Below are 15,612 nucleotides of genomic sequence, written 5' to 3' on the forward strand. Positions count from 1 at the left end.
TCGTGCGCCGGCCCGTTCCTGGGGTTTCCCGTGCTGTCGCGCACCTTCCTGCTGGGCCTGCTCACGGCCGGCCTCTCCACCGCCGCCCTGTCCACGGTCGCCTTGGCCACGGGCGCCTTGGCCACGGCCGCCTTGGCCCAGACCGACGACGACGCCCCGCCCTCGGGCTGGCGGCCGAACTTCGTCACCCACGTGCCCGAGGCCAGGATGAAGGCCGCCTTCCCCAAGGGCGCGATCGTCACCGGCAAGGCCGTGCTGGGCTGCGTCACCGACAAGCGCGGACGCCTGGTCGACTGCAAGGTGCTGCGCGAGGATCCCGTCGGCCAGGGCTTCGGCGAAGCCGCCCTGTCGGTGGTCGGCTACGAGCGGATCGCGACCAAGGACGCCCAGGGCGCCTCGGTCGAGGGCCGCCCGGTCCGCACCAGCTTCGAGTTCCTGGCCCCCGGCGACGCCAATCCCGGCTGGATCCGCAAGCCGAACGGCGCCGAGATCGCCAATGTCTTTCCCAAGAAGGCGCTGGACAGGCGCGTCGGCGGCAAGGCCGTGATCCGCTGCAAGGCCACGGTCGAGGGCTTCCTCGAAGCCTGCCGGGTCCTCTCGGAATCGCCCGAAGGCATGGACTTCGGCGGGGCCGGCCTGCAGCTGGCTCCGCAGTTTCGGATGTCGCCCAAGATCCGGGGCGGCCGCGCCGTGCCGGGCGGCGACGTCAATATCCCGATCACCTGGGAGGAGCCCCCCGGCGGGGCGCCGATCAACAGCACCTCCATCGTGCTGGACCCGCCCTGGAGCCGCGCGCCCACCCTGGCCGAGCTCGACGCCGCGTGGCCCAAGGCCGCGGCCGGCGAACCGTTCGGCCAGGCCGCCCTGCGCTGCGTCCTCATGAAGACCGGCCAGTTGCGCAGCTGCGACGTGATCTCCGAAAACCCGCGCGGCAAGGGTTTCGGCAAGGCGGCCCAGGACCTCTCGAAGCTGTTCCTGGTCAATATCGGCCCGGCCGACGCCAAGTCCTTCAAGGACTACAAAATCGATCTGCCCTTCCGATTCCGCGATCCGGCCGCGCCGGAGGCCCGCAAGCTGACCAAGCCGCGCTGGATCCGCACCCTGTCGGCCGAGGGCATGGCGGAGGTCTATCCGCAGGCGGCCGCGAAGGCGGGGGTCAAGTCCGGCCTCGGCGCGGCGACCTGCACGGTCACCGCCACGGGCGAACTGACCGGCTGCAAGCCCGCGCGCGAAAGCCCGGCCGACCTTGGCTTCGGCGCGGCGGCGGTCGAGGCGGTCAAGGCCATGCGCATGAACCCCTGGACGCGGGAAGGCGATACGGTCGACGGCCTGACCATCACCATCCCGGTGCAGTTCACCCTGGACGTGAAGGCCCAGGACGAGCCCGCCGCTCCAGCTGGCAAGCCGGGCTGATCGCCGCGCCAGCTTTCCTCGCCTTGCGCGCCTGGACCATGAAGCGTAACGAACCACGCTCCGCGCGGTACGCGGGCACAGTTTCAGGAGAGCGCGATGGGTTACCGGGTCGCCGTGGTCGGCGCCACGGGCAATGTGGGCCGCGAGATGTTCAACATCCTCGAGGAAGTCAAATTCCCCGTGGACAAGATGCACGCCATCGCCAGCCGCAAATCCATCGGCGTGGAAGTCTCGTTCGGCAACCAGATCCTGCACTGCGAGGACCTGGAGAAGTTCGACTTCTCGACGGTCGACATCGTGCTGATGAGCGCCGGCGGCGCCATCTCCAAGGCCTGGGGCGAGAAGATCGGCGCGGCCGGTCCGATCGTCATCGACAACTCAAGCCACTTCCGGATGGATCCGGACGTGCCGCTGGTGGTGCCGGAAGTGAACCCGAACGCCGTCGACAAGCTGCCGAAGAACATCATCGCCAACCCCAACTGCTCGACCGCGCAGCTGGTGGTGGTGCTGGCCCCCCTGCACGCCGAAGCCAAGATCAAGCGCGTCGTCGTCTCGACCTACCAGTCGGTGTCGGGCGCGGGCAAGGAAGGCATGGACGAGCTGTGGGAGCAGACCAAGGGCGTGTTCGTCCTGGGCGCCCCGCCGCCCAAGAAGTTCACCAAGCAGATCGCCTTCAACGTCATTCCGCACATCGATGTGTTCATGGAGGACGGCTACACGAAGGAAGAGTGGAAGATGATGATGGAGACCAAGAAGATCTTGGATCCGTCGATCAAGCTGACCGCCACCTGCGTGCGCGTGCCGGTCATGGTGGGCCACGCCGAGGCCGTGAACATCGAGTTCGAGACCCCGCTGGACGAGGACGATGTCCGCGAGATCCTGCGCGACGCCGAAGGCGTGGAAGTCATCGATAAGCGCGAGGACGGCGGCTACATGACGCCAAAGGAAAGCGCCGGCGAGTTCCCGGTCTATGTCTCGCGCATCCGCACCGACCCGACGGTCGAGAACGGCATCGCTCTGTGGTGCGTGGCCGACAACCTGCGCAAGGGCGCGGCGCTGAACGCCGTGCAGATCGCCCAGCTCCTGCACGACAAGGGCCTGATCAGGCAGAAGACCCCGGCCTAGGGTTCCTTAAATCCGATTTCCCCGGCGAAGGCCGGGGCCCAGATGGAAGAGCGCGGGGCTGGCGCTATCGGCTCCGCGCGCTTCCCATCAGCCCAAGCGCCTTGAGATCTGGGTCCCGGCCTTCGCCGGGAAGATCGGATCTTGGAAAGCTCAGCAAGATGCGGGCGGACGGCGAACTTGCCGGCTGAGACAAACGCCGCCGAAAGGTTTGGTCCCATGCCGCCCAGTTCAGCGAGCTCCTCGGCCGAAAGTCGTTCCGCCTATGTCGCCGGTGTCGGCTGTTACGTGCTCTGGGGCTTCCTGCCCCTCTATTTCCACCTGCTGTCGAACCTGGGCGCCACCTCCTGGGAGATGATCGCCCACCGGACGCTGTGGTCGGTGCTGTGGGCTGGCGGCCTGGTATTGATCGCCCGGCAGGGCGGCCAGGTCGCGCGGGTGCTGCGCCAGCCGCGCACACTGGGGATGCTGCTGCTGTCGACGGCGGCGATCTTCGGCAACTGGACGATCTACGTCTTCGCGGTGAACGCCGGCCACGTGATCGAGGCCAGCCTCGGCTATTACATCAACCCACTGATGAACATGGCCGCCGGGGCCCTGCTGTTCCGCGAGCGCATGACCACCGAAGGCAAGGTCGCCATCGGCTTCGCGGCCGTCGGCGTCGCCATCCAGACCATCGCCCTGGGCCACCTGCCGATCGTCTCGCTGGGCCTGGCCGCCACCTTCTGCGCCTACGCCATCCTGCGCAAACAGGTGAAGGCCGACGCTCAGACGGGCCTGTTCATCGAATGCGCCTATCTGGCGCTGCCGGGCCTGGCCTATGTGCTGCACCTGCAATCGACGGGACAGGGCCATTTCGGCCACGGCGCCGCCGTCACGGGCCTGCTGGCCCTGGCCGGTCCGGCCACGGTCATCCCCCTGGCCCTGTTCGCCTGGTCGGCCCGCCGCCTGCCGCTCAGCGCCGTGGGCTTCCTGCAGTTCATCGCCCCCACGCTCCAGTTCCTGCTGGGCGTGGCGTTTGGCGAGGCCTTCACGCCGCTGCGGGCGCTGTCGTTCGTGTTCATCTGGCTGGGCGTGGCGACCTTCGCCTACGGAGCCTGGAAGAGGACCAAGGTCCTGGCGCAGGCCTGAAGACCGGGCCATGGGTCCTAAAAGCGGTGCGCCAGGCCGACCACCAGCTCCAGGTCCGGCGTCTGGCGGTTGAGGCCGACATAGGCCGAGGCGTCCAGCTGGACGTCGTGCAGGGCCTTGGGCGTCCAGGCCGCCGTGAGGTCGAAACTGGCCTGGGTGACGTGGCCCGACGGGTCGTCGTCGCGATCGACCCACAGCTCCGCGCCCAGGTTCACCGGCCCGACCGCGCGGCCGACGCCGCCGGCCAGGGCGTAGCCGGCGTGGCGACCAGAGCCGCTGGTGTTCTCGCGCGCCTCGACCTGGGGCGACAGGCTCAGCGACCAGTCGGCGTTGAGCGGGATCGAGAGCGGGACGATCACCCCGCCCCGCCACAGATCGCCGCCGCCGACGCCGTTGGCGCCGGTCGGGGCGGTGACATAGGGCTGGATCGCGGCCGAAAGGCCGTCGCCGCCGGGGTTCTTCAGCGACCACCGCAGGCCAAGGCCCAGGTCGCCCGCGCCCGAGACGGTCGAGACGACGCCGTGGTCGTTGGTCCTCACCCGCTCGTGGGCGGTCCAGGTCAGCTGGCCTTCGACGGTCGAGGTCAGGCCCAGCCGCAGCTCCAGCCCGCCGTAGGAAACATCGTCGACCGAGACCCCGCCGCCCCGGCTGAAGGCGGCGTCGACCCCGCCCAGCTCTGCCTGGAAGCGCCCCTTGTCCAGCACGCACGGCGGCGAGCCCTTGCCGGGCCGGTCCGCGCAGAAGTCGCGATCCTCGGCGTGGGCCGCGCCGGCCAGAACGAGCAACAGGGTTGCGACAGCAAGAGCCCGCGTCATTCGACGTCTCCCGACTCGATGGCTATTCCAAAATCCGATTTCCCCGGCGAAGGCCGGGGCCCAGATCATAGGGCTCTAAGGCGCCAAGATAGTCTGAAAGCCACGGCTGAACCTGGACCCCGGCTTTCGCCGGGGAGATCGGGATGAGGGGGACCTAAAGCGAAGCGTAAGCCGCCTCGATCAGGCGCACGGCGCGCGGATCGCCGATCAGGGCGGCGCCCTGCTTGTTCATCACATAGGCCCCGGAGACGCCCCGCGTCGGATCGGCGAAGGCGCACGAGCCGCCCCAGCCCGAGTGGCCAAAGGCCTCGGGCGTCGGCCCGTAGAACATGTTGGGTTCGTTGCGCATGAAGCCCGCGCCCCAGCTGATCACGAAGGGCAGCACCAGGTCCTGGCCGATGATGCGCTGGGCGCTGGCGGCCTTGATCCCGGCCGGGGTGATGATCGAGCGGCCGCCCAGGGTCCCGTCGGTGGCCAGGGCGCCCATCAGGCGGGCCAGGGCCTCGGCCGTGGCGTGACCGTTGGCCGAGGGGATCTCGACCCGCCGCCACTCGGCCGCGCCGCGTCCGCCGGGCGAGGACCAGGGCTTGAGAAAGGCGGCGGTCACGGCGGCGTTGATCTCGCCGAACTTGGGCAGGGCCGTCGGGCGCATCAGGTCGGCGACGCGGCCGTGCTCGCTGTCGGGCAGGCCGATCCAGAGATCCAGGCCCAAGGGGGCGCAGATGTCCTCGCGCAGGGCCGTCCCCATGGTGCGGCCGTCGACCCGGCGGAAGATCTCGCCGGCGATGTAGCCGTAGGTGACCGGGTGATAGCCGCTGGCCGAGCCGATCGGGAACAGCGGAGCCATGGCGGCCAGTTTCGCGCAGGTGGCGTCCCAGTCGAACCACAGGGCCGGGTCGGTCTCGTCCGGGAACCCCGACAGGCCGGCCTGGTGCGACAGGGCCTGCTCGACCGTGACCGCGCCCTTGCCGGCTTGCGCGAACTCCGGCCAGACGTCGGCGACGGGCTGGTCGTAGGCCAGGCGCCCCTCGTCCACCAGGCGCGCGACCATCAGGGCCGCCACGGCCTTGGTGGTCGAGAACAGGGCCGTCAGCGTGTCGGGACCGAAGGCGACCTCGCGCTTGCGGTCGGCGAAGCCCCCCATCAGGTCGACGACGATCTCGCCATCGACGGCGAACGAAAAGCGCGCGCCGAGCTCGCCCCCATCGACGAAGTTGGCTTCGAACGCCTCGCGCACGCGGGCGAAACGGTCGGGGCAGAGGCCGGTGATTTCGCCCACCATCCTAAGCCAGCCGCTCGATACGGACCGTCGGCGAGGTCTGCTTGATCCGCGCGCCCATGGCCACGATCGGCAGCTCCGGGGCGTTCCAGATATTGGCCGCGGTGACCGTCTCGGCCACCCCGCCGACGGCGCGGGCCAGGCCGTACGAGAAGGTCTGCCCCTCCAGGATCGAGGCGGCGTAGAGGGCGGTCAGCAGGTCGCCGGTGCCGTTGGGCGAGCGCTCGGCCTTGGCGTGAGCGGCCAGCCAGGCCTCCTTCTTGTCGGCCAGCACGGCGCCGATCTCGGCCCCGCGATGCACGGACGAAACCAGAGTGATCTTGCCCAGCAGCCGGGCGGCGCGCATGGCGCTCTGCGGGTCGCGGGCGTCCGTGCCGGTCAGCTTCTGCAGCTCCCAGCTATTGCAGGCTACGACGTCGGCGCGGGGGATCAGGTCGGCGATGATGGCGTCGGCGGTCTCGGCCGGGATGTAGAGGCCCTTGCCGGCGTCGCCCATGGTCGGATCGACGATGACGGTGGGCCGCCGCGTGGCCGCGCCGTTCGGGCGGGGTGACTCGCGCACGGCGTCGATGACCCGCGCGGCGGCCCGCACCTGGGCGGCGGCGGCGAAATAGCCGGTGATGACCAGGTCGACGAGGCCGAACAGCCCGTTGGCCTCGATCCCGTCCATCATGCCCTCGAACACCTCGATCGGCACCGGCGCCCCGCCGGGGATGCCCCAGCCAGGATGGCGGCCATACAGCACGGTCGGCACGACCATTGAGTCGATACGGAACTGCGCCAGGGCGGTGGCTTGCGCCGTCGCGCCCACCTGGCTGCCGGCGACGTGGCTGGAGATGATCAAGGCTAACGGCATGGCAAAGCGATTAGCCGAGCAATGCGGACTTGAATAGGGCGTCCCGACCTGTGGCCGAAAAAGAAAAGGCCCACCGTCGCCGGCGGGCCTTTCCTCTTGTTTCAAACGATTTCCGCAACGGAAACTGGCGCCGCGGATGTCGCTATTAGTAGCGATAGTGGTCCGGCTTGAACGGACCCTTTTCCGGCACGCCGATGTAGTCGGCCTGATCCTTGCGCAGGGTCGAGAGCTTGGCGCCCAGCTTTTCCAGGTGGAGGAAGGCGACCTTCTCGTCCAGGTGCTTGGGCAGGGTGTAGACTTGGTTCTCGTACTTGGCCTTGTTGGTCCACAGTTCGATCTGGGCCAGGGTCTGGTTGGTGAACGAGGCCGACATCACGAACGAGGGGTGGCCCGTGGCGTTGCCCAGGTTCACCAGACGGCCTTCCGACAGGACGATGATCTTCTTGCCGTCCGGGAATTCCACGTGGTGGACCTGCGGCTTGATCTCGTCCCACTTGAAGTTGCGCAGGCCGGCGATCTGAATTTCCGAGTCGAAGTGACCGATGTTGCAGACGATGGCGTTGTTCTTCATCCGGCGCATGTCGTCGACCGTGATGACGTCCTTGTTGCCCGTCGCCGTGACGAAGATGTCGGCCTTGTCGGCGACGTCCTGCAGGGTCTGGACCTCATAGCCTTCCATCGCCGCCTGCAGGGCGCAGATCGGGTCGATTTCGGTGACGATCACGCGGGCGCCGCCTTGACGCAGCGAGGCGGCCGAGCCCTTGCCCACGTCGCCGTAGCCGCAGACCACCGCGACCTTGCCCGACAGCATGACGTCGGTGCCGCGACGGATGGCGTCGACCAGCGATTCACGGCAGCCGTACAGGTTGTCGAACTTCGACTTGGTGACGCTGTCGTTGACGTTGATGGCCGGGAACGGCAGGTCGCCCTTGGCGGCCATCTGGTACAGGCGGTGCACGCCCGTGGTGGTTTCTTCCGACACGCCGCCGATGGCCGCGCGGATGGCCGAGTAGAAGCCCGGCTTTTCGGCCAGATACTTCTTCATCACGGCGTAGAGGGCTTCTTCTTCCTCGTTCTGCGGGTTGTTCAGGATCGACGGATCCTTCTCGGCCTTCGGGCCCAGCACGCAGAGCAGGGTGGCGTCGCCGCCGTCGTCGAGGATCAGGTTCGGGTAGCCGCCGTCGTGCCACTCGAAGATCTTGTGGGCGTATTCCCAGTACTCGACCAGGTTCTCACCCTTGAAGGCGAACACCGGCACGCCCGAGGCGGCGATGGCGGCCGCGGCGTGGTCCTGGGTCGAGAAGATGTTGCACGAAGCCCAACGGACCTCGGCGCCCAGGGCCGTCAGCGTCTCGATCAGCACGGCGGTCTGGATGGTCATGTGCAGGCTGCCGGCGATGCGGGCGCCCTTCAGGACCTGGGCCGGGCCGTACTCGGCGCGCGTGGCCATCAGGCCCGGCATCTCGGTCTCGGCGATGGCGATTTCCTTGCGGCCGAAATCGGCGAGCGAGATGTCCTTGACGATATAGTCGGCCACGGTCGGGCTCCTGCGGTCGGATGGGATCTTGAGCGGCTTATAGCGCGCCCGACCCTTCCTAGCAATTAACGCATAAAGATATCTTTATGTCCGGCGGCGCGCGCCGTTCAGAAGCTCAGTTCGGGCTGCATCGCGCCAGGCTGCTGGGTCTCGGGCAGGTGGCAGGTGAAGGTCGAGCCGGCGCCGGGCTCGCTCTCCAGCGCCACCCAGCCGCCATGCAGCTCGACCAGCGCCTTGACCAGGGCCAGGCCCAGGCCAGGCCCGCCGCGATCCCGGCCGACGAAGCGGTCGAAAATATGGGCCTGGACGTGGAACGGCACGCCCCGGCCGGTGTCGGAGACGTCGAGGCGCACCTCGCCCAGCGCGCGGCGGGCCGACAGGGTGACGCGGCCGCCCGGCGGGGTCTGGCGCAGGGCGTTCTCGACCAGGTGGTCCAGGGTCTGGGCCAGGCGCTTGCCGTCGCCGCGGATTAGCCCGACTTCTTCGTCGCACTCGACCGCCAGGGTCACCGCGCCCAGCTGGGCGTCCTTCAGGGCGTGTTCCTGGGCGTTGAGCAGCAGGTCGGAGACGCGGATGTCCCCGATCTCCAGCGCCATCTCGCCAGCGTCGATCTGGGCCATGTCCAGCACGTCGTCGATCGAGCGGGCCAGCTGGGTGGCGGCGGCGCGGACGGCGGCCACGTGGTTGCGGCCGCGCTCCGAGATGCCGTCGGCGCGCTCCAGGAGCTCGGAATAGCCGATGATCGTCGTCAGCGGGGTGCGCAGCTCGTAGCTGACATTGCCGACGAAATCGCGCTTCAGGCGCTCGGCCTCGGCCAGGGCGGCGGACCGGTCGGCCAGCGCGCTCTGAAGGTCGCGGGTGTCGGTGACGTCGGCGAAGGCGATCAGGGTCGCGCCGTCCGGCAGCGGCCGGCTCTGGTAAACGACGATGCGGTCGTCAGAAGTGCGGACCTCGCCCGAGGTCGGGGCGCGCATCTGTGGATCGGGATCGGCCACCCGCCCCTTCAGTTCACGCCAGAAGGCCAGGTCGTGCAGGCGCGGCACGCACAGCTCGACCACGCCCTCGAAGTCGCCGGCCGCCTCCAGGGAGAAGGCGCTGACGTTCCAGAAGGTCTCGAAGGCCTCGTTGTGCAGGCGCAGGCGCCCGTCAGAGCCGAACACCGCGACGGCGTCGTTCAGCTTGTCCAGCGTGGCCTGCTGCACCTGGATCAGGGCGTTGTACTGGGCCTTCAGGCGCAGCTCGCCGGTGATGTCGGAATAGATCAGCAGCATGCCGCCCAGCGGATGGGGCTGGCGCACGACCTTCAGCGTCCGCCCGTCGGGCAGGTGCCACAGGTCGTCGGCCTGGGGTCCCACGTCTTCGTAGCGGGCCAGTTCGGCGGCCTTCCAGACGGCGTAGTCGATGGTCTCGGGCAGGCGACGGCGTTGGCGCAGGCGATCCAGGATCTCGCCATGGGTCGGACGGTCGGCCAGCCAGGCCGGCTCCAGGCCCCACAGTTCGGCGAAGGCGGTGTTGTGGAACGACAGCCGCCGCGTGGCGCTGAAGATCGCCACGGCCTCGGCGATGTGGTTCAGGGTCTCGTCGTGGGCCTCGACGTGCTTCTTGAAGGCGTCGCGGACATCCTCGATCTCGGTGACGTCGGCGCAGAACACTCCGACCCCGCCGCCTTCAAGGGGCTGGGCCGACAGGCGGAACGCGCGGCGGCGGCCTTCCAGGTTGATCCAGCGCACGGCCTCGCGGCGGCCTTCTCCGTTGGCGCTTTTCTCGACGGCCTCGACGACCAGGGCGTCGGCGGCGCGGTCGAAGCTCTTGCCGGCCAGGGCGGCCGCGGAGGCGGAGCTGGCCCCGACGGCGCGGACGAAGGCGGCGTTGCCCCAGACGGCCTGGCCGTCGGCCCCGGCGATCCAGGCCGGTTCGGCCACGCTGTCGACGAAGGCGGCGAAGCGGGACGCCGACGGCAGGCCGGAATCGCCGCCGCTGCCGGCCATCAGGCGCAGCCAGGCCAGCGCCCCGACCGCGCGGCCCTCGACCGAGACCCAGCCCGCGGCCCCGCGCGCTTCGAACACGCAGGCTTCGCCGCGCTCGAACAGCGCCGTCAGCTTGTGGGCGTGGTCGGGATCGGCCCCGCCCAGGGCGGCGATCACCGCGTCGACGCGGGCCTCAACGCCCAGCACCTGGGCGCAGGCCGAAAGACCCTCGGCCCCGGCGGCCAGATCGGCGCGGCCGCCCTCGACGGCGATCACGGCGGTGTCGAAGGCTTCGACCCAGGCGGGCGCGTCCAGGGCGTCGCCGCCTTGCAGGCCAAGGCGGGCCTTCAGCGCGGCGATGCGGGCCTCATAGCCGCGGCGCTGCCCCAGCGACCACAGGGTGACGCAGATGGCGAGACAAACCGCGCCGGCCACGGCCGCGAGGATCAGGTCGTACGATGTCATCAGGCGCGTCGCTTACCCCAGCGGGTCGTCGAATCAGAATCCCAGATTAGTCGGGCCATGACCAGAGCGCGATCAAGGTCGGGTGTGGCGGTCGGTCGCGATTTCATCGCGACACCCGGTGGCTTAACGCTCCAATCGCTCTATTTGGAGACCCATGACCTGGTCCGACCGCCTCGCCCCGTCGCTCGACGACTTCGCCGCCCTGGCCCGGCTGGCCTTCGACGCCCTGCCCGACGAATTCCGCAAGCTGACCGGCGACGTGGTCATCCGGGTCGATGACTTCGCGGCCGAGGAGGTCCTGGACGGCCTGGACATCGAGGACGCCTTCGAGCTGACCGGCCTCTATCAGGGCGTCGACCTGGGCCGCCGCTCGGTGCTGGACTATGGGACCGAGCCGTCGCGGGTGTTTCTCTACCGCCGTCCGATCCTGGACGAGTGGGCCGAGCGCGGCGATGTCAGCCTCGGTGACCTGATCGCCCACGTGCTGGTCCACGAGATCGGCCACCATTTCGGCCTGTCGGACGACGACATCCACCGCATCGAGGACGAGGCATGAGCCAGCTGTTTGACGCCGACACGTGGCGCGAGCGCATGGACGAGCGCTGGTTCGACACCGGCGCGGCCATGGCCGAGGCCGGCGCCGTCGACCTCGTCTCGATCGAGGACGAGAAGGTCACCGCCCACGTCACCGGCAGCGTCGGCGACCTCTATGTCGTGCAGCTGTGGGCTCCGGCCGGCGAAGGCCTGTGCACCTGCCCAGGCTTCGAGAAGTTCGGGGCCTGCAAGCATCAGGCGGCCGTGGTCACCGCCGCCAACGCCGCCGACCTGACCAAGGTCCGCGAGCGCATGGCGAAACTGCGCGACGGCCTGGCCCTCGACAGCAAGGACGCCCTGATCGAACGCCTCGCCGAACTGGCCCGCGTGCAGCCGGCCGTGCTGGTCGCGCTGGAAGGGCGCTAGAGGAAGTCGTCGATCGGCGCCTTGCGCTTGGCCTTCGGTTTCGGCCGCTCCCACATCACGCCCGGATAGCCCTTCAGCGGGATCAGCTTGCCGCCGCCATAGGCCCAGTCCGGCGCCTGGTCGAGCGAGGTGTGGTAGCGCGGCTCGCGGCCGGTGCGGGTCTCGAACAGGGCGCGTGGCAGGTTGATCATGGTCGGGGCGCGCTTGCGCTCCATGAAGATCGGCGTCCCGCAGCGACTGCAGAAGCCCCGGGTTGTTCCCTCGTGCTCGTGGCGGGTGACGAGGTCCTCGCCCTCCAGCCAGCGGAAGCGGCTGCGGTAGCTGGCCGTGTAGGTGACATAGGCGCAGCCCTGGGCGCGGCGGCTGGCGGCCGAGTGGTCGTGGAACGCCCACCGCGCCGGCACGCCGATGGCGACCCGCACCGCCCCGCACGCGCACGCGCCTTCGGCCTCCTCGGCGGGCGGTTTGAGGGGCTTGGGCATGGGGAGAACTCCGAAGCGACTGGCCGTTTCCGAATAAAGCGCACTGCTGCCAGATCTGACAGCAGGCCGGCTTGACCAAACCCGCCCCGCGCCGCTCTGCTGCCAACTCAAAAAAGGGGGAAAACGCCATGGCGACGCTGTACGAGCGCTACATCCTGCCCAAGCTGCTGTGCTGCGCTTGCGGCGCGCCGGCGTTTCGCGAGCAGCGGACCAAGATCGTGCCCCAGGCGTGGGGCAAGGTGCTGGAGCTCGGCGTCGGCGGCGGCTTGAATCTCGCCTTTTACGACCCGGCCACGGTGACCCGCGTCACCGGCGTCGACCCCTCCGCCGAGTTGCGCGCCCTCGCCCAGGCCGCCCCGCGCCCCGAGGGCCTGGCGGTCGAGATCGTCGCGGGCGAAGGCGAGAGCCTGCCGTTCGGCGACGCCCGTTTCGACACCGTGCTGTGCACCTTCACCCTGTGCTCGGTCCGCTCGCCCGCCGCCGTCTTGTCCGAGGCCCGGCGGGTGCTGCGGCCGGGCGGCCGCTTCCTGTTCTGCGAGCATGGCCTCACGCCCGACGCCGGTACGGCGCGCTGGCAGCGACGCATCGAACCGCTGTGGAAGCGCCTGGCGGGCGGCTGCCACCTGACGCGGCCGGTCTCGGCGGCGGTCCAGGCGGCCGGCTTCCGCCTGGACGAGAACCACCGCTTCTATCTCGACAAGACGCCGCGTCCGCTGGGCTGGTGCGAACGGGGCGCCGCGAGCGTCGCCTAGAGGCCGGCCACATCCCAGCCCAGCCCAGCCACGCCAGCAAACCTGACGCCTCCGTCATTTTTTGTTTGACCCGTCCGCTCAACTGAGTTGACAGTGTTCAGATGGGCCGAGATCCGCGCAAGACGGACCCTGCCCGCTGGACATCGCACGGCCGATAGGGAGCGCCGACATGACCGACCCAATCTCTAAAGACCGGAATATCACCAAGGACGCCATGTACGACGCGGTCGCGCCGGACGACTTCGAGTCGATGCTCGAACTCGACCGCTACGGCAATCGTTCCAGCGCCTTCGACAAGATCATCTCGGCGACCCACGACCACTTCTGGGATCCGCTGGACAAGACCTATATCGACTTCGACGAGCCGTTCGACATGGAGAACCAGGCCCTGGTTCCCGAGGACATGGTCATCGCCCTGTCGACCGACTACGTCTCCAACCACCTGTCCGACCCGAAGACGCGCATCCGCTTCATCAACCAGTCGGTGCTGCGCAGCTTCTCGTCGATCCTGCACGGCGAGCAGGGCGCGCTGAACCTGTCGGCCAGCCTGTGCCACGTGCTGAAGGACCAGGGCGCGCAGGAATACGCCGCCAACCAGACGCGCGAAGAGGCCCGCCACGTCACGGCCTTCGCCAAATACATCAAGGCCCGCTGGGGCAAGCCGGTCGAATGCGGCCCGGCCCTGAAGACCCTGCTGGTCGAGATCATCGGCGCGCCCGAGGTCTACAAGAAGATCATCGGCATGCAGATGCTGGTCGAAGGTCTGGCCATGGGCGCCTTCGCCACCTTCTACAACAATATCAACGATCCCGTGGGCAAGCGCCTGCTGCAGCTGGTGATGACCGACGAGGCCTTCCACCACAAGTTCGGGAAAATCTGGGCCGACCGCACCGTGCCCAAGCTGTCGCCCGAGGAACACGCCATCATCGAGGACTGGGCGGCGCACTGCTTCCAGACCCTGCTGTTCAACCTCGTCTCGCCGCACCAGCAGCTGGACCTCTATGCCGAATTCGGCCTGGATCCCGACAAGGTGGTCGAGGAGTACGGGAAGATCATGACCGACGACGTGCGTCGGGAGAACATGAAGGAGCAGACCAACATCTTCCGGGTGCTGGTCAAGACGCTGCTCAACGCCGGCATCATCACCGACCGCACCAAGGCCTTCTACGCCATGTATGTCGACATCGACGAACTGAAGGGCGAGGGCGAGCGGATGGTCGGCGACGACATCGCCGAGGAAGGCATCCGCCACCTGCAGGCCATCAACTTCAAGGACCGCCCGGTCGGCGCCGTCAGCATCGCCGCCGAGTAGGCGCGCCCCGACGCCAGAGCTTAGCCGCCCCGCCGGAACCCCGGCGGGGCGGTCTTCGTTTTTGGACCGCGCTATCATCCGGCGGCCGCTGGCCGTCGTATCTGGTCACGCGTTCACGCCCCGGAGTCTTCATGCGCGCCGCCCTCCTCGCCCTGCCGCTCGTTCTGTCGCTGAGCGCCTGTGTCGCTGGCCCTAGCGGCAATGCGCATCCGCCCCAGCCGGCCAAGGCCGTGGAGCTCGATCGCTACCTGGGCAAGTGGTACGAGGTCGCCCGCTACGACATGCGCTTCGAGAAGGGCTGCGAAGGCGTCACCGCCGAATATTCCAGGCGCCCCGACGGCCTGATCCGCGTGCTCAACACCTGCCGCCAGGGCGCGGTGGACGGTCCCGTGAAGGTCGCCGAGGGCAAGGCCAAGGTCGTCGATACGGCGACCAACGCCAAGCTCAAGGTCAGCTTCTTCGGCCCGTTCTTCGGCGACTACTGGGTCATGGACCACGCCGACGACTACAGCTGGTCGATCGTCGGCGAGGGCTCGGGACGCTATCTGTGGCTGCTGTCGCGCGAGCTGCCGACCGAAGCCGACCGCGCGGCGCTGACCGCGCGGGCCAAGGCGCTAGGCTATGACTTGGGCATGCTGCGGCCGACAAAGCAGCCAGCGCCTTAGCGCCCCTCTTGATCCGCGAACAAAGCTGGAACACTATTCCGTCGATGGACGTGATCATCCAGCTTCAGAGCCGGCCTGAAACCACCCTGAACGTGACGCGCGGCGCCGCGCGACTGCTGGTGGATCTGGGCTATGCGCCGCTGGCTGAAGTGACGCTGCCCAACGGACGACGCGCCGACCTGATGGCGCTGGGTCCCAAGGGCGACGTGCTGATCGTCGAGGTGAAGTCGGGGCTGGAAGACTTCCGGGTCGACCGGAAGTGGGGCGAGTACGCCCCCTATTGCGACGCGTTCTATTTCGCCGTCGCACCGCATTTCCCGGAGGGCGTCCTGCCGGACGAGCCGGGGCTGGTCGTCGCCGACGGCTTCGGCGGCGCGGTCGTGCGCGAGGCCCCGCTCACGCCCCTGGCGCCAGCGCGTCGCAAGGCCCTGACGCTGGCGTTCGCCCGCCTCGCGGCCTTGCGGGCCGCGGGCGTGAACGCCGAGCGCCTGAGTCTCTAAAGGTCTGGCTAGTCCAGGTTCCGCGCGATCAGGAAACCCACGCCCAGGCCGATGGCGAACGCGCCGAAGGCCACGCCGATCGGGTGTTCCTCGGCGGTGTGATGAACCACCTGGGCCTTGTCGCGGGTCCAGGCCGCGCCGACCTTGGCCTTTTGCTCGGCGAAGGTGCGGGTCTGCTGGGCCACTTCGGTGGCGGTCTCACGGGCCGACTTGACGGCCTTGGTCACCGCTTCCTTGGCGCGCTTGGTCTTTTCGGCGGTCGTCTTCCTGACCTCGTCAACGGCCGCAGCGGCGGCGGACGAGGCGTCGTTCGGGGTAAAGCTGCTGACGTCGGTCATGGGGGGAGGCTCCTCGGC

The 15,612-nt window shown here is 68.8% G+C and carries 16 protein-coding genes; 9 read left to right on the forward strand and 7 right to left on the reverse strand.

What is annotated here, in order from left to right:
• Positions 1–30: 30 nt before the first annotated feature.
• From AC1RNC_RS21165 to rarD, 3 genes are all read left to right on the forward strand, one after another.
• Complete coding sequence (locus tag AC1RNC_RS21165) at positions 31–1,413, forward strand: TonB family protein (RefSeq protein ID WP_492888220.1); 1,383 nt, start codon at positions 31–33, stop codon at positions 1,411–1,413.
• A 96-nt stretch (positions 1,414–1,509) separates the two neighbouring features.
• Complete coding sequence (locus AC1RNC_RS21170) at positions 1,510–2,538, forward strand: aspartate-semialdehyde dehydrogenase (RefSeq protein ID WP_492837519.1); 1,029 nt, start codon at positions 1,510–1,512, stop codon at positions 2,536–2,538.
• A 216-nt stretch (positions 2,539–2,754) separates the two neighbouring features.
• Entirely contained in the window at positions 2,755–3,666 is a 912-nt protein-coding gene (gene rarD / locus AC1RNC_RS21175) for an EamA family transporter RarD (RefSeq protein ID WP_492888221.1), read from the forward strand.
• Between the two features lie 17 nt (positions 3,667–3,683).
• On the opposite strand, the gene AC1RNC_RS21180 is transcribed toward rarD, so the two are convergent.
• From AC1RNC_RS21180 to divL, 5 genes are all read right to left on the reverse strand, one after another.
• The gene (locus AC1RNC_RS21180) at positions 3,684–4,481 is read right to left on the reverse strand and encodes a transporter (RefSeq protein ID WP_492888222.1); all 798 of its coding nucleotides are present in this window, start codon (positions 4,479–4,481) and stop codon (positions 3,684–3,686) included.
• Between the two features lie 154 nt (positions 4,482–4,635).
• The gene (locus tag AC1RNC_RS21185) at positions 4,636–5,760 is read right to left on the reverse strand and encodes a serine hydrolase domain-containing protein (protein WP_492888270.1); all 1,125 of its coding nucleotides are present in this window, start codon (positions 5,758–5,760) and stop codon (positions 4,636–4,638) included.
• 4 nt (positions 5,761–5,764) lie between these two features.
• Positions 5,765–6,616 (reverse strand): bifunctional hydroxymethylpyrimidine kinase/phosphomethylpyrimidine kinase, encoded by an 852-nt coding sequence (locus AC1RNC_RS21190; RefSeq protein ID WP_492888223.1) that lies wholly within the window; start codon positions 6,614–6,616, stop codon positions 5,765–5,767.
• Positions 6,617–6,761: 145 nt separating this feature from the next.
• Positions 6,762–8,153, reverse strand: coding sequence for an adenosylhomocysteinase (gene ahcY, locus AC1RNC_RS21195; RefSeq protein ID WP_492837525.1), 1,392 nt, complete (start codon positions 8,151–8,153; stop codon positions 6,762–6,764).
• Between the two features lie 107 nt (positions 8,154–8,260).
• Positions 8,261–10,585, reverse strand: coding sequence for a cell cycle protein kinase DivL (divL, locus tag AC1RNC_RS21200; RefSeq protein ID WP_492888224.1), 2,325 nt, complete (start codon positions 10,583–10,585; stop codon positions 8,261–8,263).
• 154 nt (positions 10,586–10,739) lie between these two features.
• On the opposite strand from divL, the gene AC1RNC_RS21205 reads away from it, so the two are divergent.
• Entirely contained in the window at positions 10,740–11,141 is a 402-nt protein-coding gene (locus AC1RNC_RS21205) for a metallopeptidase family protein (RefSeq protein WP_492888225.1), read from the forward strand.
• Positions 11,138–11,545, forward strand: coding sequence for an SWIM zinc finger family protein (locus AC1RNC_RS21210; protein WP_492888226.1), 408 nt, complete (start codon positions 11,138–11,140; stop codon positions 11,543–11,545). The genes AC1RNC_RS21205 and AC1RNC_RS21210 overlap by 4 nt, the downstream gene beginning before the upstream one ends.
• Here AC1RNC_RS21210 and AC1RNC_RS21215 read toward each other — a convergent pair.
• Positions 11,542–12,027 carry a GFA family protein gene (locus AC1RNC_RS21215; protein ID WP_492888227.1) on the reverse strand — a complete coding sequence of 162 codons (486 nt, stop codon included), beginning with the start codon at positions 12,025–12,027 and terminating at the stop codon, positions 11,542–11,544. The two genes, AC1RNC_RS21210 and AC1RNC_RS21215, sit on opposite strands and share 4 nt — an antisense overlap.
• 128 nt (positions 12,028–12,155) lie before the next feature.
• Between AC1RNC_RS21215 and AC1RNC_RS21220 the strand changes: the two genes are divergently transcribed.
• The 4 genes from AC1RNC_RS21220 (at position 12,156) to mmcB (ending at position 15,256) form a co-directional block, all read left to right on the forward strand.
• Positions 12,156–12,779 carry a class I SAM-dependent methyltransferase gene (locus AC1RNC_RS21220; RefSeq protein WP_492888228.1) on the forward strand — a complete coding sequence of 208 codons (624 nt, stop codon included), beginning with the start codon at positions 12,156–12,158 and terminating at the stop codon, positions 12,777–12,779.
• Positions 12,780–12,948: 169 nt separating this feature from the next.
• Positions 12,949–14,091, forward strand: a complete 1,143-nt coding sequence (locus tag AC1RNC_RS21225) for a ferritin-like domain-containing protein (protein WP_492888229.1) — start codon at positions 12,949–12,951, stop codon at positions 14,089–14,091.
• Between the two features lie 131 nt (positions 14,092–14,222).
• Entirely contained in the window at positions 14,223–14,756 is a 534-nt protein-coding gene (locus AC1RNC_RS21230) for a lipocalin family protein (RefSeq protein WP_492888230.1), read from the forward strand.
• A 44-nt stretch (positions 14,757–14,800) separates the two neighbouring features.
• Positions 14,801–15,256 carry a DNA repair putative endonuclease MmcB gene (mmcB, locus tag AC1RNC_RS21235; protein ID WP_492837534.1) on the forward strand — a complete coding sequence of 152 codons (456 nt, stop codon included), beginning with the start codon at positions 14,801–14,803 and terminating at the stop codon, positions 15,254–15,256.
• Between the two features lie 8 nt (positions 15,257–15,264).
• Here the strand turns inward: mmcB and AC1RNC_RS21240 are convergent, their stop codons facing one another.
• On the reverse strand, positions 15,265–15,594 hold the full coding sequence (locus AC1RNC_RS21240) for a hypothetical protein (protein WP_492888231.1): 330 nt from the start codon (positions 15,592–15,594) through the stop codon (positions 15,265–15,267).
• Positions 15,595–15,612 lie beyond the last annotated feature (18 nt).

The organism is Caulobacter sp. GW822-FHT01G02 (genome assembly GCF_058802865.1).